General features: G+C 32.5%; 21 protein-coding genes and 2 pseudogenes. 16 read left to right on the plus strand and 7 right to left on the minus strand.

What is annotated here, in order from left to right; all coding sequences use genetic code 11:
* Nucleotides 1-139: 139 nt before the first annotated feature.
* The 3 genes from AC3IS5_RS06630 to AC3IS5_RS06640 all read right to left on the minus strand — a co-directional run bounded on the left by AC3IS5_RS06630 (nt 140) and on the right by AC3IS5_RS06640 (nt 2130).
* Nucleotides 140-766: an FMN-dependent NADH-azoreductase gene (locus tag AC3IS5_RS06630; protein ID WP_489427083.1), complete on the minus strand. Its 627-nt coding sequence runs from the start codon at nt 764-766 to the stop codon at nt 140-142.
* Between the two features lie 53 nt (nt 767-819).
* Entirely contained in the window at nt 820-1404 is a 585-nt protein-coding gene (locus AC3IS5_RS06635; protein ID WP_489427084.1) for a DUF3238 domain-containing protein, read from the minus strand.
* Between the two features lie 141 nt (nt 1405-1545).
* Nucleotides 1546-2130: a DUF3238 domain-containing protein gene (locus AC3IS5_RS06640; RefSeq protein ID WP_489427085.1), complete on the minus strand. Its 585-nt coding sequence runs from the start codon at nt 2128-2130 to the stop codon at nt 1546-1548.
* 149 nt (nt 2131-2279) lie between these two features.
* On the opposite strand from AC3IS5_RS06640, the gene AC3IS5_RS06645 reads away from it, so the two are divergent.
* From AC3IS5_RS06645 to AC3IS5_RS06655, 3 genes and pseudogenes are all read left to right on the plus strand, one after another.
* Nucleotides 2280-2753, plus strand: coding sequence for a MarR family winged helix-turn-helix transcriptional regulator (locus AC3IS5_RS06645; RefSeq protein WP_489427086.1), 474 nt, complete (start codon nt 2280-2282; stop codon nt 2751-2753).
* 447 nt (nt 2754-3200) lie between these two features.
* Nucleotides 3201-4052, plus strand: a pseudogene (locus AC3IS5_RS06650) (M20/M25/M40 family metallo-hydrolase); the annotation flags it as partial.
* Between the two features lie 292 nt (nt 4053-4344).
* Complete coding sequence (locus AC3IS5_RS06655; RefSeq protein WP_489427087.1) at nt 4345-4773, plus strand: hypothetical protein; 429 nt, start codon at nt 4345-4347, stop codon at nt 4771-4773.
* 134 nt (nt 4774-4907) lie between these two features.
* Here the strand turns inward: AC3IS5_RS06655 and AC3IS5_RS06660 are convergent, their stop codons facing one another.
* A complete protein-coding gene (locus AC3IS5_RS06660) occupies nt 4908-5513 on the minus strand; it encodes a DJ-1/PfpI family protein (protein ID WP_489427088.1) in 606 nt (201 codons plus the stop codon).
* Between the two features lie 108 nt (nt 5514-5621).
* Between AC3IS5_RS06660 and AC3IS5_RS06665 the strand changes: the two genes are divergently transcribed.
* From AC3IS5_RS06665 to AC3IS5_RS06675, 3 genes are all read left to right on the plus strand, one after another.
* On the plus strand, nt 5622-6551 hold the full coding sequence (locus AC3IS5_RS06665) for a helix-turn-helix transcriptional regulator (protein ID WP_489427089.1): 930 nt from the start codon (nt 5622-5624) through the stop codon (nt 6549-6551).
* Nucleotides 6552-7213: 662 nt separating this feature from the next.
* Nucleotides 7214-8020: a hypothetical protein gene (locus tag AC3IS5_RS06670; protein WP_489427090.1), complete on the plus strand. Its 807-nt coding sequence runs from the start codon at nt 7214-7216 to the stop codon at nt 8018-8020.
* 336 nt (nt 8021-8356) lie between these two features.
* Entirely contained in the window at nt 8357-8566 is a 210-nt protein-coding gene (locus AC3IS5_RS06675) for a hypothetical protein (RefSeq protein ID WP_053416262.1), read from the plus strand.
* A gap of 550 nt (nt 8567-9116) precedes the next feature.
* On the opposite strand, the gene AC3IS5_RS06680 is transcribed toward AC3IS5_RS06675, so the two are convergent.
* The gene (locus AC3IS5_RS06680; RefSeq protein WP_193740370.1) at nt 9117-9311 is read right to left on the minus strand and encodes a hypothetical protein; all 195 of its coding nucleotides are present in this window, start codon (nt 9309-9311) and stop codon (nt 9117-9119) included.
* A 497-nt stretch (nt 9312-9808) separates the two neighbouring features.
* Between AC3IS5_RS06680 and AC3IS5_RS06685 the strand changes: the two genes are divergently transcribed.
* The 6 genes from AC3IS5_RS06685 to AC3IS5_RS06710 all read left to right on the plus strand — a co-directional run bounded on the left by AC3IS5_RS06685 (nt 9809) and on the right by AC3IS5_RS06710 (nt 14674).
* Nucleotides 9809-10501, plus strand: coding sequence for a hypothetical protein (locus AC3IS5_RS06685; protein ID WP_489427091.1), 693 nt, complete (start codon nt 9809-9811; stop codon nt 10499-10501).
* Between the two features lie 154 nt (nt 10502-10655).
* Nucleotides 10656-11570: a tetratricopeptide repeat protein gene (locus AC3IS5_RS06690; RefSeq protein WP_489427092.1), complete on the plus strand. Its 915-nt coding sequence runs from the start codon at nt 10656-10658 to the stop codon at nt 11568-11570.
* A 281-nt stretch (nt 11571-11851) separates the two neighbouring features.
* Entirely contained in the window at nt 11852-12310 is a 459-nt protein-coding gene (locus AC3IS5_RS06695) for a putative iron-sulfur cluster-binding metallochaperone (protein WP_489427093.1), read from the plus strand.
* Between the two features lie 181 nt (nt 12311-12491).
* Nucleotides 12492-13058: a hypothetical protein gene (locus AC3IS5_RS06700; protein WP_489427094.1), complete on the plus strand. Its 567-nt coding sequence runs from the start codon at nt 12492-12494 to the stop codon at nt 13056-13058.
* A gap of 255 nt (nt 13059-13313) precedes the next feature.
* A complete protein-coding gene (locus tag AC3IS5_RS06705; RefSeq protein ID WP_489427095.1) occupies nt 13314-13661 on the plus strand; it encodes a VOC family protein in 348 nt (115 codons plus the stop codon).
* A 368-nt stretch (nt 13662-14029) separates the two neighbouring features.
* Nucleotides 14030-14674 carry a GDSL-type esterase/lipase family protein gene (locus tag AC3IS5_RS06710; RefSeq protein WP_489427096.1) on the plus strand — a complete coding sequence of 215 codons (645 nt, stop codon included), beginning with the start codon at nt 14030-14032 and terminating at the stop codon, nt 14672-14674.
* Nucleotides 14675-15223: 549 nt separating this feature from the next.
* Here the strand turns inward: AC3IS5_RS06710 and AC3IS5_RS06715 are convergent.
* A complete protein-coding gene (locus tag AC3IS5_RS06715; RefSeq protein ID WP_489427097.1) occupies nt 15224-16201 on the minus strand; it encodes a tRNA dihydrouridine synthase in 978 nt (325 codons plus the stop codon).
* Between the two features lie 319 nt (nt 16202-16520).
* Between AC3IS5_RS06715 and AC3IS5_RS06720 the strand changes: the two genes are divergently transcribed.
* The 4 genes from AC3IS5_RS06720 to AC3IS5_RS06735 all read left to right on the plus strand — a co-directional run bounded on the left by AC3IS5_RS06720 (nt 16521) and on the right by AC3IS5_RS06735 (nt 18936).
* Nucleotides 16521-16772 (plus strand): autorepressor SdpR family transcription factor, encoded by a 252-nt coding sequence (locus tag AC3IS5_RS06720; protein WP_489427098.1) that lies wholly within the window; start codon nt 16521-16523, stop codon nt 16770-16772.
* A gap of 18 nt (nt 16773-16790) precedes the next feature.
* Entirely contained in the window at nt 16791-17420 is a 630-nt protein-coding gene (locus AC3IS5_RS06725) for an SdpI family protein (protein ID WP_489427099.1), read from the plus strand.
* Nucleotides 17421-17873: 453 nt separating this feature from the next.
* A complete protein-coding gene (locus AC3IS5_RS06730) occupies nt 17874-18104 on the plus strand; it encodes a hypothetical protein (protein ID WP_489427100.1) in 231 nt (76 codons plus the stop codon).
* A gap of 391 nt (nt 18105-18495) precedes the next feature.
* Nucleotides 18496-18936, plus strand: a complete 441-nt coding sequence (locus tag AC3IS5_RS06735) for a DUF1569 domain-containing protein (RefSeq protein ID WP_489427101.1) — start codon at nt 18496-18498, stop codon at nt 18934-18936.
* 329 nt (nt 18937-19265) lie between these two features.
* Here the strand turns inward: AC3IS5_RS06735 and AC3IS5_RS06740 are convergent.
* A pseudogene (locus AC3IS5_RS06740) lies at nt 19266-19469 on the minus strand (tyrosine-type recombinase/integrase); the annotation flags it as partial.
* Nucleotides 19470-19562: the final 93 nt, after the last annotated feature.

Consider the following 19562-nt stretch of genomic DNA (forward strand, 5'->3'; position numbering starts at 1 on the left):
TCTTTCTATCGTTTGATGTAAAGTAAACATCTCAATAGGGCTGTTACATCCCAAAAATAGCAAGATAAGCAAATAAAAAAACAGTACCACCGCTATAAAAGTGGTGGTACTGCTATATTTAACGATAAGTGTTTAGTTATTAGAACGTACTTGCTACTTTAACAGCTTTTTCAAGCCCTGCAGCAATAATTTCTTCAGCTTTATCTGGGAATTGGTTGTGACCTTCAATCACTATTTTCTCTATATCGTTTACACCGAAAAAGCCCATCATATTTGTTACATATTTAACAGCCATTTCTAGTTCTGCTGCTGCACCATTAGAATACACACCGCCACTTGCATTTAATAATGCAATTTTCTTATTACTAAGAAGCCCTACTGGTCCTTCTGGCGTATATTTAAATGTTTTGCCTGCGCGATTTAAGTAATCAATATATGTGTGTAGTACAGCTGGAATTGTTAAGTTCCATAATGGGAAACCAAATACAACTTTATCAGCTGCAAGGAATTGGTCTAAATATTTATCAGCAACAGATACTGCTGTTGCTTCCTTTTCTGTTAATTCTAGTCCTCTTCCAGCCTTAAATGTGCCGTTAATCAAATCTACTCCTACATATGGCAATTCTTCATTGTATAAATCAAGTTCTACCACTGTCTCATTTGGATGAGATTCTTTATAGCTCGCTAAAAAAGCCTCATATAATTTCACACTAACAGCTTGATTTGCTGGACGATTGTTTGCTTTTACGAATAAAATTGTTGTCATTCTTTTTTCCTCCTGTTGCTTCTCTTAAGTTATGATTAGCGTATTATTTTTCTTTACAATATCTTTTTAAAACTATACTCCATGTCACCAGCCATGGCTTCAGGTGTATCACCAGTTTCTCTAAAGTCGTGTGTATGAATTTCTTCAAATGGACCAAAATTTACTTGCTTATAAATTTCATAACAAGGGAATCCGTCATGTTTACCGTGAATATCGGCAGTACCATCTTTTTTAACATGTACCGTTAATAGATAATCAGCGGGAGGTGCATATACATTTAGTGGGTTGCTAGCACTAGCACTCATACGAAATGTGACGTCATCCTCTCCCCATACAATATCCGAGCACAAAATAAGTTCCGTACTAGCTTGTCCTGTTCTTTTATTAACAGAACCATTAGGAGTTGTGATTCTTTCTGTTGTTATGCCAGTATTTGCATATGTGAAAATCTCTTTTTTATAAAAATCAACAACTACTTCTTGTTCAATTCTAGAACGCATAGCGTTGACAGCATATGGTGTAAATTCTCGTGAATCACCTTCGAATTGAATTACATCCCCTGTTTGAGTATCTTTCTTAGGTTCAGTCCAGGCCATTGGAATAAATGCACTTGCTCTAAATTTAACGATAGTATTCATGAGATACACCTCTATAATTTTCAATTTTTATTTAGGATGATCATATTGATCCATTAACAAAACAGATCGCAATTTCTTTCGTATAAATAATGCTGTTCTTTTATTATTTTCTGCTTGTAAACTTCTACTTAGTATATATATCTAGATTGTCGTTTTAAAACTGTATTCCATTTCCCCAGCTAGTGCAGCTGGAGTGTCACCAGTTTCTCTAAAATCATGTGTATATATTAATTCAAATGGACCGAAATCTGTTTGTTTATAAAACTCATAGCAGGGGAACCCATCATGGGAACCTTCAATATACGCCACACCATTTTTGTTAACACGTACAGTCAATAAATAGTCAGCCGCAGGTGCTTCTGTATTTAATGGATTACTGGCACTAGCTCTCATTTCAAAAGAAACATCATCAGCGCCCCACACAACATTAGTACATACTATGTTTTCTGTACTTGTTTTTCCTTTTTTATAATCAACTGAACCATCCGGATTAGTAACTTTGACAGTAACGATACAAGCATTTGCATATGTTGAAATTTCCTTTTTTAAAAAATCAATAATCACTTCTTGCTCTAATCTTGACCGCATTGTGTTTACAGCGTATGGTGTAAATTCGCGTGCATCACCAGCGTATTCCAATACTCTTCCAGTTGAAGTTTCTTTAATAGGTTCCAACCAAGCATATGGAGCAAATACACTCCCTCTAATTTTAACGATGTTAGCCATGAGAAACCCCCATAATTTCTTTATTTTGTTTCGGTGAATCTTATTTCTTTTATACTAAAATGTAGTCAACTTGATTGACTAGATTTCTAATAGTACAATGGAATTTGAATATAGTCAACAAGTTTGACTTTTTATAAGGAGGTTTATGTATGAATCATAGTGAATTTAGTGAATTGGATCTTACGTCACTTTTATCATTATCCTATAGTGCATCGATTAATGAACTACATGAAAGATTAAGTGAATTAGGATTTGGAGATTTCAGACCTGTACATGGCTTTATGTTTAAATGTATTATTCCTAATGGAGCTACAGGTGTAGAACTATCTGAGTATTTAGGAATTACCAAGCAGGCTGTAAGTAAAATGGTAGATTATCTTGAGAAAAATGGTTATGTTATGCGTCAAAGTCATCCCACTGATAAAAGAGGGAAAATTATTGTTTTGACTGAACGAGGTTGGTTAGTAGTGAAAGCAAAAGAGAAGATACTAACTGAGATTGAGGGACGCTGGAGTGAAAATATAGGTAATGAACGGATGCAAATGCTCAAAGAAGATTTATCAAAATTAATTTCCGAAGAAAATGAAGGTAAATTATCATCTTTCGTAAGGCCTATTTGGTGATGTTTAAGCCAATAGTAGGGACTTTTAAGATTGTTTAAGTTCGTGCCAACAGTGTATCATTCCTATATTATTTAAGGGAAACAAGCTAAGTATAAAAGCATCAGTAACAGTAAAGAGCCTTACTCAATTTCTGCAAGGCTCTCACTTTTTTACTTATAATTATGGTTCTGTATTAAAATCGCATTCTATAGTAATTACAATTCTAACCGATTGAGTATCTCTACACCGAATTCTGTAATCTCCGTTCCCTGTTTTTTAATGCCAACTTTAATGCAATTAGTGTTCGCTAATATTGATAAACGATGTCGTAATTGTGAATCGGATAAAAAGTAAGGAAGCATTTCTTGTATAGCCCCTCTCCCTGCACTTGTATCTTGCTTTTTACAAATCCAAAGAGCGTGTAGTATTGATTTATAATCCTCTACAAAATTTCCCCTATACGGCCCTGGTGTCTTAGATATGAAAAGTGGCATTATTCAATCTCTGTGGGCAATTAAAGCCATCCAAGAACTAAAGATTCCTCTAAATAAAAAGATTGTATTTCTTTGCAATTCAGACGAAGAAATTGGTTCAATTACTTCTAAAGAGTATATCGAGGAAGAAGCGAAAAAAAGTAAAGTTGTACTCGTAGCTGAGCCAGCTGAGGGTTATTCAGGTGCTTTAAAGACTGCTCGTAAAGGAGTAGGGGCTTTTACATTAAAAATACGGGGACGTGCCGCTCATGCAGGTAGTCATCATGAAGATGGCATAAACGCTATTGAAGAATTAGCTAGACAAGTAATTGTATTTCAAGAATTGACTAATTACGAAAAAGGAACAACTGTTAATGTAGGAACCTTTACTGGAGGAAGTGGGACGAACGTAGTTCCAGAGTACGCGGAAGCTAAAATTGATTTACGTGTTACCACAAAAGAAGAAGCAGAACGGGTGACGGATATTATTTTAAATTTAAACCCCATTTTAAAAGGTATCAAATTGGAAGTATCCGGTGGCATCAAAAGACCTCCAATGGTGAGAACTGAACAAACAAAAGAACTGTTTGAATGCGATCAAACCATAGCTGGTGAACTAGGTATAGATTTAGAAGAAGCTTCTGTTGGAGGAGGAAGTGATGCGAATTTCACTGCAGCTATAGGTATTCCTACTCTAGACGGTTTAGGTGCTTGTGGTAAAGGCATTCATGCAGAATATGAACATATTCAAATTGACAAACTAGCTGAACGAGCATCTTTATTTGCAAATTTATTAATAAGATTGGATCTAAATCAATATCATGGACAAGAAAAGTTAAGCAAATAAATTAACAAATCAGCAACAATGGCATATTAAATACAGTTAACTATAAAGGGAGCATCCTCACAATAGTTTTAGATGCTTATAAAGGGAAGTTCCACGTACATATGGCCCCTTAGATTAAAAGCTTAATCTAAGGGGCCACTTTTAATCAATCTTTAATCTAAATCAATACCAGTTGGTAAAAAAGAAGTAGCGAAATTGACTAATCGCTGTTATTTAATTAACTGAGCAGATAAGATAAATAAAACTGCTATTTTTAAAAAAGGGGTCGATCACCATTAAAAAGTTTTTTGCGATGATTATTGCATTGGTTTTTATAGGGATAGGATTAGTTGTTTTTGAACAGTTTCGTTCAACACCCCCGACACCAACTGTAATAGCAGGCAACTCAGAAGTCCCTATTACAGTAGGATCATATTGTTGGAATGGGCTCGTTTTTGGTCGATGTGTCGATAAGGTTTATACAAGTCCTCTAGATATGACAAAACAGCACAAACCAGTAGTTGTATCACCGAAGGAAACCATAAAAATCAAATTTAAAAAAGAACCCATCGATGGAACAATGACAGTAGAGCAATGGATAGATGAAGACCATATTGAAAAAATGATAGTGAAAAACGATACCATTACTATTCCCAAAGAGAAAGGTGTATACGTCTATCATATCGTATCAAACTGGAAGCGAGGGGATGGGAACTACGCCTTTTCAGTAGAAGTAAGATAAAATAATGTAACACAATTCACAATTCAATAGAGAAATGAATTATTTTTTTTAGAAAGGCACTTGAGAGTATGTCTTTTAAAGAAAATGCACATAAATTCCTAGCTTTAGGATTATGTGCATTAAATATGAGGTATTTAAGTATTTGCTTTTTCTGCCTCATAATAACCTAGTTTATGAAAGTTATAAAGCTGATTAATATGCTCGTTAGGATAAGCTTCTAATAATTTAAGAATTTCTTTTGTAAATTCTAATGAAGCTGTTCCATTTGCGGTCACAATTTTCCCATCTGAAACTGCTTGCTCAAGTACATAATTTTTTTCATTTCGGTAGCTATCTTTTGCATAAGCTTTTAAATCATTAAGATCATTACTTGTATGCTTTATGTCATTTAACCATCCATTGGCGCCCATAAAAACTGTTGCATCACATATTGCCCCTACTGGAATATCCATAGTAAGTGCCTTCTCCATTATGGGAATTACTTTATTGGTTAGCGGCTTACGCCAGGAGTTTCCACCAATTAGTATTAAACCATAAAAGATTTCAGGTATATTTCTAAAAGTATAATCTGGAAGAACACTTATTCCACCGATTGACTTTATAACGCCCTCACTTACACTAACTATTTTAGTGATGTAGTTGTCTGTATTATTTAAAAAGGCTGCTACATAAGATATTTCCCAATCAGCGAATTCCTCCAACACTACAATTAGTATTTCTTTTTTCTCAGTTTGATTCATTCTAAATCCCTCCTAATTAAATCACGAAAATTCTATCAATTTGAAACTGTCTTCAGTATATAATGTAATAGTGACAACTGATGACACAATTAGTAAAAGGAGTAAATTTTGAGTAAGGCAGCTAGATTAAATGAATTAAGATTGTATATTAATCGAGTCAAAAAGTTTAAGGTAGATGATTTAGCAAAAGAATTTAATGTTTCAAGAAGAACGATTCTTAGAGATTTAGAAGAACTAAGTATTTTAGGGGTTCCATTAATTTCAGAGGTAGGGCCTAATGGCGGATATCAAGTTTTGGAAGAAAAAAATCTACTTGCTGTGTCTTTTACAAAAGAGGAAACCTTCTCTATCTTTTTTGCTCTTTTATCTTTAAAACATTTTAATAGCCTACCTTTTGAGTCGGAGTATAATTCAATTATAAAAAAATTCTACCTGAACTTAAACGGAAAGATGAAAGATGAAATTGATTTGATCAAAGATAAGATCGATTTCAAAATAGATAATCAGACTAAAGAAAGCCCCCTTCTAAAAGAGCTATTTATGGCGGCAATAGGAAATGAGCCTCTTTGGATTTCTTACTTAGGGATTAAAAGAGAGATTCAACCAATTGGATTATTTTCTCAATACGGAAGATGGTATTGCCCTTCGTATTGTTATCTTAGGAAGGAATTTAGACTTTTTCGTTGCGATCGAATATCAGAGATTGGATTAAGTGCTAGAAATGACAAGATGAATCTAAATGAAACCAACTTAAATGATATTATTAACCTTTTATCAACAAAAAAAGAGTATGAGCTTTTTGTGGAATTAACGCCAGAAGGAGTAGAAAAATATAAATCTAATGTTTCACCATATCATCGCATATCAATAGACAGTAAAGGTCATGGAGTTATTAAGGGTTCAATAAGTGAAACAGAAATTGACTTTTTGGCTGATTACTTTATACAAATGGGAAAGAATGCAAAAGTAGTTCAACCTATTGAATTAAGAGATGAAATAAAAAAAAAAATTTTAGTATTGAGTGTTTTATACCAGTGATTTGATAGCGAAAAATAATAAAAACTATGGAAAAGAAATTCCTAAAGGTTTTGAGGTAACGAATGAGGTTAATCTTGACCCAGTTACGGGTGAAAAAATAAGAGTATATTATAATGCAGAAACAGGTGAACGATTTTATAGAAAAGAAAATTAGTTATTTTGTTCTTTTAGACTGATTTTCTTTTTTTGCTTAGAATTGATTATTCCCGATCATAGGAAATAGGGATTTGTATGTGAAGAATATAAGGGATTGAAATTTTATACAGTTATTTCAAGGAGTGCAGTTATTGAAATTTTTGATAGAGGATATCATTAACATTTTGTATATTGTATTGGTAAGATAAAAGACACTGTTTTATGAGTGTCCTTATTAGACATCTAATAAACTTTTAAACTTTGGAAGTTTTTTTTATTTGAGCAATTTTAAAAAGTGTGACTCCTAAAACAAGACTAATTAAACAGATTGTAGATTTCCAATTAGTCGCAATTGAGTTATTAATAAATTCTATTTCCAAAATATCGAAATCTAATAGTAAAAATATAACGGCGTTTACAAAAAGTAAAAAACTCACAGATTTTAACATTTATTTACACCTCTTTAGGACTATTTAATTTATTGTTAAAAAGTGTTAATTTTAAAAAAGAGAGGAGTGTTGATAGGTTTGAAAAAGTTGAAAATTTTCTTATCTTTATTAATAATATTATCTTTAATATCTGTGGTCGGTGTTAATTCTACAGAAGCTTCTTCAACTATTTTAATTGATAATGATATTAAAGTGAATAGTATTAGTAAAAAAGCGGATGGTAAAATTTATATTAATTATACTTTAAAAAAAGATTTCAAAACTAATTTAGGTTATAACGTTAAGCAATCATTAGGATTTACTTATAAAATGCATAGTGCTATAAAGATAAATTCAGTTTTTGTTCCTGTGAATTCGAAAAAAGGTACTTATACTGCAATTTTACCTGTACCATCCCCAAACTATTTAGGTACACAATCTGTATATGCTAAATGGGGTGCTTCGGGTCAATCAGTATTAAAAAAAATAGGAACTGTTTACAATGTTCCAAGTTCTGTAAGAGGACTTAAAAGGTCTAGTCATGTTGTAACTAAAACAGAGGCTGTGGGAGGAAAAATAGTAACGGACTATCTTCCAGGTTTAACTGTCATGATAATTGTTAAAGGTAAGTCTGCTACTATTCAAACCGTAGTTAAAAAAGGAACAGCAATTGCAACTGGATTAATTGGATTTAATCTTGCTACAGGATTTTTTAAACAAATGCCTTCTTTAAGTGCAGGTCAAGTATATTATAGAGAAAGTGAAATAAAAACAAATGGGGAAGTTTATCATCGTTTATTAATTTTTGCCAATAAAGCTACCTATAATGAATTTCAAAATAGTGGTTATAAAAAATCTGGTTTAGCTATATATAGTACTTCTAGTATATCTACATTAAAGTATTAATCTATTTGGATAATTTTTTATTGATTGTATTAGAAACGAACATTTAAAGTAAAAGATTGATTCCTTAAAGGATTCGATCATTTTTATTAGCATTGTATGTTTTATTTGCTGTACAAAACTAAACGAGGGCATTGACCCAAGAAGGATTAGCACTTTATTTTATTGAATTAGTTGGACTACTGGCCAGTTTAGTTCAATAATATATCTTCCATCTGTTTAATTGAGTGGCAGCTCATGTTATAATGAGTAGCTTAAGGTAATTACTAATGTTACTTATAATTGAACGGATGCCAAGAATAGCCTCCGCATAGCGATAAAATATGGAGGTGTAAGAGAATGAATAAACAATGGACAATTGGTAAAATTAAAGAATTTGTTGAGAAAAATTCAGATAGTAAGTTGTTAACTACGGAATATCACGGTTTTTCTCAAAAGTTACTATTTAAATGTGCATGTGATAGCAACTTTGAAAAAACATTTAAGAAATTTAAAAATAATAACCAACGTAAATGTGACGTGTGCCAACCGCCAAAAGAGGCACGATAACGTATAGCAAATAAATGAAGTGCCAATTTCTTTTAAAGGGAAATTGGCACTTTTTTATTTTATAGTGGGAATATTAGTAGATTTCAATAGCAAAAGAAAAATTCCCATGAGATGCTTTACTTAAAACTATAAACTTTATGTTTTAAGTCATTCGCATTACACACATTTCTATACATCAAGAATTACATTTGTTAAATAAGTCCATCGTGAAATATTTTTATTAAGAACATCCATTCATCTCAGTTTTAAAAGAGATTGGTGAGATATTTGATAAAAGTGAAGACTGGGTGAGGGTGGCTTTGTTTATGTGGTTCATTTTTTCAACTTGGTGTTTCTTGGCGATATATTACACTGTTAGAAAAATACAGGGCTTTTATTGTACTAACTGTTACTTTAGTAGAAAATCAAAAAAAAGCATTCAGGAAACTGAACTGTCCCTTGAATGCTTTTTCACTACTATTATTTAGCGTGGATTTCCTATAGAGGTCCAATCTGTCCATCTGTTAGCGAGACTTTGACGCCATGCGATGGATGCCTGATTCTTCAGACATTAGACACCCATTTTTCTACGGGTATTACTTGTTTTTTTCGCTTGCTGACTTTTCATTTTTTTTGTTGAAAGGTCGGCATTCTTTTTTCCTTTATTAGGAGAAGACTGGTTCTTTTTGTTTTCAAGCTGTTGCTGCACAGCCTCTTTTAGGCTGATTTTCTTTTTTGGTGCTTCAGATTGATTATTCTCGGTCATTTGAAATCCCTCCTTTTGGAATATGATAGTTAGTCCAGTATAATCTATTTTCGCCTATTTGTGAAATAAAGTCTTAAACTAACGGGTGCAACTTTTTTTTATGACTCTCTTTACATGTATTAAAGATCATTATCAACCTGTACTGTTAAAACATTATCAGGTGCAGCGAATATTTTGATTAAACTTTATTTTAAACGATGGATATTTATATAGAGAAAAAACAAGGTTTTCGGATGGTTTTTAATCAAAATTTATCTTAAAGCGACAGCATGGCCTCATACCAATATAGAAGATCCTATAGTAATGTCCGTTCAAATGGACGAAGAATCTAAGGCACTTTCTGTTTTCAATATTGTAGATAAAGATGATAATACATATGTAATGGGGATTACACACCATATAAAGGTTTAAAGATGAGATAATTTTTTGTTGAATATTTATGTTAATATTTTTATGAAGATAGTGAATAAATGTACCAACATTAAGTAGCAGGCTAGTTGAAGAAACAAGATTTTGGGATGGAGATGAAGGATAAGATGGTAAGAAATAAAGTGGCACTCATTAGTTCAATTGTTATTTTAGGTATATGTATGTATCTATATTTCCCGTTTCCTAATAATGTAATGTTAGAAGTACGTTCTACATTCATGTCTTTTCCAATCCGCGATCAAGATGGATATATTTTTCTTGGTATAATTGGTTCCGTTTTGTTTTTAATTTCCATGATTTCACTTGTCTTTGGCATGAAGAAATATCACTTTCGAACATTAGTAATAGTTGTAATAATATATGCAATTTTACCGAAGCTTTTCATTACGATGTACCAAGAAACATTAGCAAGTGGCATTATGGCAATTTCATACGATGGGAATGGCAAGTGCGATTTTGAAAATGTGGGAGAAGACTTATTAAATGGGGAATGTAACCTTGTATTACATAATCGAAGCAATGAAGCTGTGTCATTTGAGTTGGAATTTTTAGATTCCTTTTTCGTGGAAGATGATGTGCGAATGGAATCACTTATGAATTTAGCGGGTCCATATAGTATTAAGATAGAAGCAAATCGTAAAAAGTCTATTAACTTGAAGGAATTACTCGATTTATCAGATGTTCCGAAACATATTGAAGGAGGTACATCGTTTAATATTCATTTTAAAATAATTGATGGGGAGAATACACGCACTTTATAGTAGACGTTGGTCTTTACTAAATTGCAAGCAGTTGATTCATTTCATTAATTTAAAAGTAAAATAAATGATAGGATACGTTTACTATATCGTGATAACATTAGAAGTAGGTAGCTCTAAAATACATATGTAAATGAGAAAGAAAAGAGGGCAATGATTGAGCATAAATAAAAAAGCGATTGAAATGTTTGAGAAGAATGAGTACGACTATGCCATGAGATTATTCAAAAAAGCTGTAAAAAAATCAAGAGATGTGCAGTCTTTAAATAACCTTGCTTGGATGTATTGTTATGAAGAGGATAAATTCGAAGAAGCTGCTAAATTGTTGGAAGAAGCTATAAAATTAAATCCTACTTCGCATTTTCCATATATTTTATTAGGAGAGGTTTATGCACACTTAGAGAAGTGGGATAAAACGAAAGAAATGTTGGAGATAGGAATTGCGATAGAGCCTGTTAAAACTGCGTACAATAGTTTGGCTTTTGCTAATTATCATCTAGGAAATATAAAAGAGGCTTCGGAATGTTTTCTTCTTGCTTCAGAAGGCTCTGACTACGAGATGTTCGGTCATGTAAAGTGTTTAATCGAGTTGGGTGAAGTGAAAGAAGCGAAAGTGAAACTGGATGTTTTTTCAGCAGATGCAGAAGATTTTGTTGGTGAAGTTGATGTAGCGGATTTATATGTAGAATTGGGATTATTTAAAGAAGCTGCGGATTGGTTCGAAAAGGGATGGAATGCTTATTATAAGCAACCTAGTTGGATTAGTAGATATGTTTATTCACTATCAAAACTTGGTAATTTGACTCGTGTTACTGAGGTGCTGGATACTGCTATTGAAGAAAAAAATGTAGAAATAAAAGAGGGACATGACGAAGAGTATAGTGAATATTGGTCTGAAAGAGATGAGGCGATATACATTAATGAATTACTTAGTAAGAAAAAAGAATATGAAGGAATGTTTGAAAAAATAGCGTCAGGTGCAGTCCCTGCTATGGAGTTTAATACAAATCTTCGTAAAGAATGTTATCTTTTTGGATGTGCTCGGCACAATCATGCTGAGTATCAAAAATAAAATAATTTTTTAAAATAGACAACTGTAAAGGGGTCTTTTTTTATTTGAAAATCTATTTTAACTCTTTTTTATGAATTCATGATGTCGACACAACACAAGAGTTCATTTACGAGATTTTATTCAACACGATTGATTTGTTGAGCTTCATTGTGTTGCCCTCTATTATACTAACGGGTGCGACTGTTCAATTAGAGCGATCGCTTTTTGTGCTAACGGGGCAGTTTAGTGGAAGAGTAGATGTTATTATTAGTATTAGAAAACTAAAAGGGAGAGGAATAGAAATGACTGATTGTTGTGCTACAAAAGAACAAATTAGTGAAAGTAAAGGTTCTGATTTATGCCCTTCTTGTAAGAATAAAGGGAAAAAGTTGAAAATTATTACATTGAAATCGATGCTAGAACCATCTGTTTTAGATTCTTTGAATCCAAATTTGACTCATTACTTTTGTTCAACGAAAGATTGTGATGTTGTCTATTTTGATACAGAGGAAAAATCTTACCATACGTCAGATGTAAAGGTATCTGTACATCAAAAAGATGATTCTTCCACAGTCCCAATTTGCTATTGTTTTGGTTGGACAAAAGAGAAAATTCGGGAATATGAAAAACAAGAACTTTTTCCTAAACCTTTAGAACACATTAAAGAAAATGTAAAAGCTAACAGATGTGGGTGTGAGGTGAATAATCCTCAAGGTAGTTGCTGTATGGGGAATGTTTTATTATTTACAAAAAGTCTTTAAATAAAGTAATTTATATTTTTCACTAACGAGTGCTGTAGTAGAAGAACTTTGAGCTTTTCAGATAGATCTTTTTTTATTCAACTTACTTGGCAGAATAGTAAAAAAGTAAAGAATAAGAAAAATGAACGAATATTTAATAAGCTATGGATTATAGATTAACTAATTTCGTAGGAGGACTACTATGGTGAACTTAACAGAATATCTGTACAAAAAGATAAAACCGATTATTGAAAGTTGGAATGAGGAAGGAATATATGCATTATCTTTTTTTGTATATACAAATGAATCTTCAGATAATATCCCTATTTTTGTAATCAGTTATAATACCGAGGAAGATTGTGAGTATAGTTCACAGCTCAGTGAGCAGAGGTGGAATTACGCCTTTTGGAGACAAGATGAAAATGAAATTATTGGCGATGATGAATCAACAAACATTTTAATACAATGGTTTAAGGAAAATGACATAAAAGATATTGGGTACGAAGACGAAACATTGATGTATGATGAGGATTATAATTATATAGGAAAAGGACCAAACGGATATTATGAGTTATTACATATAGTTTCAAATGTAGCAAAAAGATTACACGACAATAAAGTTATTATTAATACTTTTAAAAGAGAAATACCCATAATTATTCATGATTTGGAATATTCCTGGTTTTCAGAAGAAGCAACGAAAAATGGAAACCCTAATGGAATAGCCGAGATATTCTTGGAAGCATTACGCCAAGAATTTCCAGAGTGAATTCTTGTATGGCGGATACGATGTGCAAGACTGACTTGTTTTAAATGCTTGCCCGATATAGCAAGTTATTCCTTTAGTTGATGTGTATCCAACAATTCCATTCCCCCTAAAATAGTATTATTAAAGGGATTATTGCCAACTTAATAGAATTATAGACATTAGAGGTGTTATTACTAAAGCAGCAGTTTAGTTGAAGATGGAACTTAACAATAATCGAAAAACAAAAATTTAAAGACAGACAGGAGTTTAGATACGATGATAAAAGGTTTTGGAGGAATATTTTGGAGAACTAAGGATCTTGATGTTATAAAAAAATGGTACAGTGAAGTGTTGAAGATTGAAATAGAAAATTGGAATGGGACTGTGATTAAACCACAATTAGGAAATGAGACTATCTTTTCTTTCTTTACCGAGAATGACAGTTATTTTCCAACAGAACAACAAGTGATGTTAAATTTCCAAGTAAATAATATAAACGAGACTATTGAGCATCTTGAGCATATTGGTGTACCTCTTGTAAAGAAAAAAGAGATTAGTGAATTTGGAAAGTTTATTTGGATTAAAGATCCTGAAGGTCGACTAATCGAGCTTTGGGAGAAATAGCGGGTTGTAATCATTTACACTTAAGCTAAAGGGTGCTTAAGTGTAAAAGTGTTGAGCTGTTCAGACAGCTCTTTTCTTACCTCCAGTCAAGTACTTTTGAAAGAATTTTATTGGAATAGATGGTTTTGATTTAGGTGGTAGGGGTACCCCAAAATCTTATTGATCGGTAACCCTATCTCAACCTACTGCATACCGTTTGGTGTTCATTTTCATTCTTTCCATTTCAATATTAAGACCTTCATATATGTATATGTACCTTCCATCAAAGGGGAGTTGTCCATCATGCCTGGCTGAATGACAAACTTATAGTTTCGAATCGTAACTGATTTGAATACTATAAGAGTACAACTAATCATTTGAGGTGAAATATGGATTTCAATCCTTTACGTTATCTGGCGATCGGTGATTCACTTACTGTTGGTATCGGTGTTCTTTTTTTGGACCCAGGATTTGTTGAATATTACAGAGACCGAAGTCAGCAAATCTTAAAAAGGCGTATTTTTTATCAAAAATACGCAAGGTCAGGAGCAACGACAGAGGATGTTTTAACAATGCTTAATTCCCCGATTGTTACGGAAGCTGTAAATTGTGCAAATATCATTACGATAACGGCTGGAGGAGATGACTTAATAAACGCTGCAAAAGGATTTATAAGAAATAAAAATGAAAAAATTATATCTCAGGCTATTAAACAATCAAGGAAAAACTACTCAAAAATATTAGAAAGAATTCACCATCTAGACAAACAAGATCAATACATTATACGGTTAACGAATTTATACAATCCATTTCCCGAGATTCCTATAGCAGATGAGGGTATTAAAGCGTTTAATTCATCGATTGACGGTTTTGGTCGGGAAATGAATGTTAAAGTAGCGGACCTCTATAGCGTATTTAAGGGGAATGAAAAAGCTTTATTATCAAAAAAAGGGGGGGTTCATCCTAATAGTGAGGGGTATTATCAAATGGCATTAGCATTAAGTAGGCTCGGTTATTCCCCGTTAGAAGGCTAAATATAATGCTGGTTTGTTTCCTAACTCTAAACAAATTATCCCTATAATACACAATCATTTCCTCTTCGATATGTTATTTTGAAATTTTAATACGCTATTGATATGTTATTTATACGTTAAATGAATAAAAACCGTTTAGATCCACCACGGTTAACCGTACCAGAAGTAAGTGAGGTTTTTTCTGAATAGAATATGTAGAAAGGTATGTGAACATTGTTGTTTTGCATACCATTTTCAATTCGAAGGTATTTCGATGTATTGTGCTGAATATATTAAAGATATTTTTATTGAACTATCATGAGAATAAGTTTTTTCAATTAATAAAGAAAAGCGTCAAAAAGCGCCCCCTGTCTTTCAGAGGGCGCTTATTTCTACCGTTTACAGTTTTTTTTGAGATACTCTTTTGAATCTAATGGTTCTTGGGTTCAGGTATTGTGAACATCCTAAAACATTAATCCAATATTTATTCCATGACGCATCTACTAGATTGTTAGTTATTATAAATTTTTTTGTGGGAAGCGGAACCTATCTCCGTGTCTCGTGCTTGACTTAGTCTAATTCTAAAAATTGTTGTACTAATCGACGGACCTCATCCGTTGATTTTGTATCCATTAATTGGGTTCTTAGTTCACTTGCACCTTCAAATCCCCGAGTATAGATTTTGAAAAAGCGAAGAAGTGGTTTAAATGGACGAGGTTCGATTTCTTTTGAATATTTATCGTGAAGATCTAATTGAAATAGTAATAAATTGAGAAACTCTATCATACTATGTTCTTTAGGTTCTTTTTCAAAAGCAAATGGATTCGTGAAAACACCGCGGCCAATCATTACGCCATCAATGCCGTATTGTTCTACTAATTTTAAACCTGTTGCTCGGTCAGGGATATCTCCGTTAATTGTTAATAACGTATTTGGAGCAATTTCATCACGAAGTTTTTTTATTTCGGGGATTAGTTCCCAGTGTGCATCTACCTTACTCATTTCTTTTTTTGAACGAAGGTGAATAGAAAGGTTCGCGATATCTTGTTTCAATACATGTCCTAACCAATCGCGCCATTCGTTAATGTCGAGATAACCTAATCTTGTTTTAACGCTGACTGGCAATCCGCCAGCTTTTGCTGCTTGAATAATTTCTGCTGCCACTTCAGGACGTTTTATTAATCCAGCACCTCTACCTTTTGATGAAACGTTTGGTGCGGGGCAGCCCATATTTAAATCAATCCCACGAAAACCAAGTTTTTTCATATCGATACTCATCTGTTTAAAAAACTCAGGTTTATCGCCCCAAATATGAGCGACAATAGGTTGTTCATCTTCCGTGAACGTTAAACGCCCACGTACACTATCTCTTCCGTCAGCGTCAGGATCGCAATAACTTTCCGTATTTGTAAACTCCGTGAAAAATACGTCGGGTTTTGCTGCTTCACTAATGACGTGGCGAAACACAACGTCTGTGACATTTTCCATTGGTGCTAATATAAAAAATGGCTTCGGTAAATCAAGCCAAAAATTATGTTCGTTATTCATTTTATATCCTCCTTTTGCAACATATAAAAACAATATTTATCTATTGCAAAATCCTTTATTCATCATACATATTATCATTTCTTGTAGTTGGATGCACTGTGTTATAACTAATATTGAATTTTCAAATATGATTAACGACTTAAGAAACGGGTACTTTAGTAGAAGATCTTAGAGCTGTTCAGACAGCTCTTTTCCTTATTCAACTAAGGGTGCAGTAAGAAGGTAACTTGAAGAATTTAACTTGATATTTCCTTACTATTTTTTTGCAATATATTTAGACGTTTATCTAAATACCTAAATGGTGGTGTAATGACAAAGTATGAATGATGTATTTAAGGCATTAGCTGACCCAACAAGAAGAAAAATACTTGAGCTTCTTCAAGAGAAAGATTTAACAGCTGGAGAAATTGGTGACCATTTTAATGTTAGTAAACCAAGTATTTCACATCATTTAAACATTTTAAAAAATGCAGATTTAATCGTTCAAGAACGTCAAGGACAACATTTACACTATTCGCTGAACACAACAATATTACAGGATGTTCTTCATTGGATTTTAAACTTTAAGTAGAGTTAAGGAGATGACAAAATGAGAAGATTTTTATTTTCAATTAGTGTAATTTTACTTTCAATAATAGTGGGTATTATCGCATTTCCAAATCTAAATCAAGAAGTAGCTATTCATTGGAATGTAACTAAGGCAGATCTTTTTGTAAATAAGTTTTTTGCTATACTGACTATACCAGTCTTAATGATGTTGTCGCTGATAGTAATTATTGTTACACCTAAAAAACAAGGGTATTTAAATACACAAAAAACAATTGTTAAATTACACAGTATTACTCTTGTGTTGATGTTATCTATACATTTGTTTATTCTTGCACTAGGTTTAAATCTAAATGTAAATGAAAACTTCTTTAAGGGAGTATTACTTGGTGTTGTATTGATTATTTTGGCTAATCCAATGCAAAAGACACGACCAAACGCATTGTATGGCTTAAGAACTCCTTGGACGTTAAAAGATGAAAGTGTTTGGAGAAAGTCAAATAAATTTAGTGGTATATTACTGATGATATCTGGATTTGTTATTTTATTATTGTCATTTATCATCCCTCAACATATAGCAATATTAAGTGTTATTTTATTGCTCATAGTAGTATGTATAGCAGTGCTACATTCTTATTTGGCTTTTAGAAAAGTTAGTAATGTTAACATATAAATATTCAACATTCGGAGGCGATTGTTCAATTTGAGCAATCGCTTCTTTAGTTAACGATGTAGAATAGTTCAAGAAAGATAACAAAAATTTTAAGTGAATATGTTTAGGGTGAAAGGAAAAGTGAATGGATAAGGTGAAACTCTATTTAAAATATCGAAAAAAATCATATCTTTTAAATACTACACTTTTTATTGCAGGTTTTATTATTGTTGTCTTTATATTTGGACCTCCGAAGTATTATGTTGTTCCTATTTTATCAATGATAACAACTTACGGCCTTTTAGAGTTTGTAGAATATAAAAGTTGGAAAAAAGAAAAGTATTGAGTTTAGCAGCTTCAACTAATGGAGGATTTAATTGAAGATCATTGAGTTGCCCTTTTTTTAATGAACTAACGAAGCAGGTTAGTTTAAGAAGAGGTAAAATTTTATAAAAGCTCAAAGGCGGTGGGAAGATGACTTTAAAAGAGTTTATTGAGTTCCAAGAAGGTATAGCAATTGGAGAAGAATACTCATTTACCTATCTAAATGAAGAATATTGGATAAGCCAAAATCCAGGTGTATATTATCTTACACGAGTCAGAGGTTCCTATACTCAAGAGTTTGAAACTATTGAGGCTCTTTTTAAAAATGGAACAATCGAAGGAAGACTTCTTTCAGAAATTTATATGAATATTGAGTGGTGATAAAAATCATTATTATGTTCTTGTTGAACTAATAAGGCAGGATAGTTGAATATGACTTTCTGTTATTATTGTTTATGTAATTAATAAGGAATGGACTGAAAAACTTGACTGCAATAATAATGATTTCATTGATGATATTGATTGGATTTGTATTAATGTATTGTGCAATCTACACAAAAAATAAAGATATTGAAATGTTATCTTCTTACGGTGTGACAGATTTAATCTTGGTAGTAGTTAATTTAGTTTTTAGTTTATCCTCAATTCGGTTTAAAAGAATATTAATATTTTATTTGGTTTACTTTGGTCAAGTCTTTTCTTATGTATCTTAATTACAGGGAGATATTAGAATTTAAAACTAACTAATTATAATTAAAGGGGATATGCACCAATGAAAAATATTTTCAATCTTATGGATACATCAGAAATTTTAAAGCGTATTGACAAATTGAGTCCAAATTCACAACCGCAATGGGGAAAAATGGATGTTGCCCAAATGCTAGCGCATTGTTCATCTTTCCAAGACATTGCAATGGGAAATTCTTTTCCACCAAGGAGTTGGTTAGGAATAATAGTAGGGAGGTTTGCAAAACAAATCATGTACAATGACAAGACATTGCCCCATAATATGTCTACTATTCCAACCATTTTGATTGCCGATGATAGAGAATTTGACACAGAAAAAGAAAAGCTTAAACAAAAAATTATCACATTCCAAAATAACGGACCAGAGAAGTGCACAACTCACCCTCATCCTTTTTTTGGGAAACTTACTTCTGAGCAATGGGGTATAGGAATATACAAGCACCTTGACCATCATTTAAAACTTTAAACATTGAAAAACAAAATGAAACGATGTGCATCGTTAGTTGAAGAAAGTATCTCTAAGCCTAATTACTATCCTCTTTCATAAGATGAACAATGCTTTGATTTATTCTCAATTACTATTTGAAGCAACCAACAGTATGTCTTATTATAATCTTTTGTTTTGCCTTAAACGGGCGCGATTGTTGAATAATCTTCACTTTGCCTCTTCAACTAAAGAGGCAGTTTAGTTTAATAAGAACAACTGATAAAATAGTAATAAATTAATTTAAAAAGGTGCTGTTCTCCTTGGAACAAGTAAAATTGTATAAACTTTCATGCCGTTTTATATCAACTCTAATGGGGATGGGGATGAGTGGTTTCGCTTTTCTCATGTCCCTTTAGACTTTGAATGACTTCAATAGGTGCACCATTGTTTAATAAATGAGGGGCGTAACTATGTCTGAGTTGATGTGGATGTATCTCTTTATTAATTCTTGCACGATTTGAGATTCGCTTGATGATATATCTCATTCGGGCGACACTCATTCTCAGGACAGGAAAGTGGAAGAAGGATTTTTTGAATTCAGGTAGAATATATTACCTTTAAATGTCTGTTGTTGTTGTAATATTCATAATGTTATTAACCAGACA

Source organism: Viridibacillus sp. KH_047, from assembly GCF_057838945.1.

Bases quoted from the DNA above. Each gene is read 5' to 3' on its own strand.
- AC3IS5_RS06630 (WP_489427083.1), bottom strand. From the start codon at position 766: ATGACAACAATTTTATTCGTAAAAGCAAACAATCGTCCAGCAAATCAA.
- AC3IS5_RS06635 (WP_489427084.1), bottom strand. From the start codon at position 1,404: ATGAATACTATCGTTAAATTTAGAGCAAGTGCATTTATTCCAATGGCC.
- AC3IS5_RS06640 (WP_489427085.1), bottom strand. From the start codon at position 2,130: ATGGCTAACATCGTTAAAATTAGAGGGAGTGTATTTGCTCCATATGCT.
- AC3IS5_RS06645 (WP_489427086.1), top strand. From the start codon at position 2,280: ATGAATCATAGTGAATTTAGTGAATTGGATCTTACGTCACTTTTATCA.
- AC3IS5_RS06655 (WP_489427087.1), top strand. From the start codon at position 4,345: ATGATTATTGCATTGGTTTTTATAGGGATAGGATTAGTTGTTTTTGAA.
- AC3IS5_RS06660 (WP_489427088.1), bottom strand. From the start codon at position 5,513: ATGAATCAAACTGAGAAAAAAGAAATACTAATTGTAGTGTTGGAGGAA.
- AC3IS5_RS06675 (WP_053416262.1), top strand. From the start codon at position 8,357: ATGAATAAACAATGGACAATTGGTAAAATTAAAGAATTTGTTGAGAAA.
- AC3IS5_RS06680 (WP_193740370.1), bottom strand. From the start codon at position 9,311: ATGACCGAGAATAATCAATCTGAAGCACCAAAAAAGAAAATCAGCCTA.
- AC3IS5_RS06695 (WP_489427093.1), top strand. From the start codon at position 11,852: ATGACTGATTGTTGTGCTACAAAAGAACAAATTAGTGAAAGTAAAGGT.
- AC3IS5_RS06700 (WP_489427094.1), top strand. From the start codon at position 12,492: ATGGTGAACTTAACAGAATATCTGTACAAAAAGATAAAACCGATTATT.
- AC3IS5_RS06705 (WP_489427095.1), top strand. From the start codon at position 13,314: ATGATAAAAGGTTTTGGAGGAATATTTTGGAGAACTAAGGATCTTGAT.
- AC3IS5_RS06710 (WP_489427096.1), top strand. From the start codon at position 14,030: ATGGATTTCAATCCTTTACGTTATCTGGCGATCGGTGATTCACTTACT.
- AC3IS5_RS06715 (WP_489427097.1), bottom strand. From the start codon at position 16,201: ATGAATAACGAACATAATTTTTGGCTTGATTTACCGAAGCCATTTTTT.
- AC3IS5_RS06720 (WP_489427098.1), top strand. From the start codon at position 16,521: ATGAATGATGTATTTAAGGCATTAGCTGACCCAACAAGAAGAAAAATA.
- AC3IS5_RS06725 (WP_489427099.1), top strand. From the start codon at position 16,791: ATGAGAAGATTTTTATTTTCAATTAGTGTAATTTTACTTTCAATAATA.
- AC3IS5_RS06730 (WP_489427100.1), top strand. From the start codon at position 17,874: ATGACTTTAAAAGAGTTTATTGAGTTCCAAGAAGGTATAGCAATTGGA.
- AC3IS5_RS06735 (WP_489427101.1), top strand. From the start codon at position 18,496: ATGAAAAATATTTTCAATCTTATGGATACATCAGAAATTTTAAAGCGT.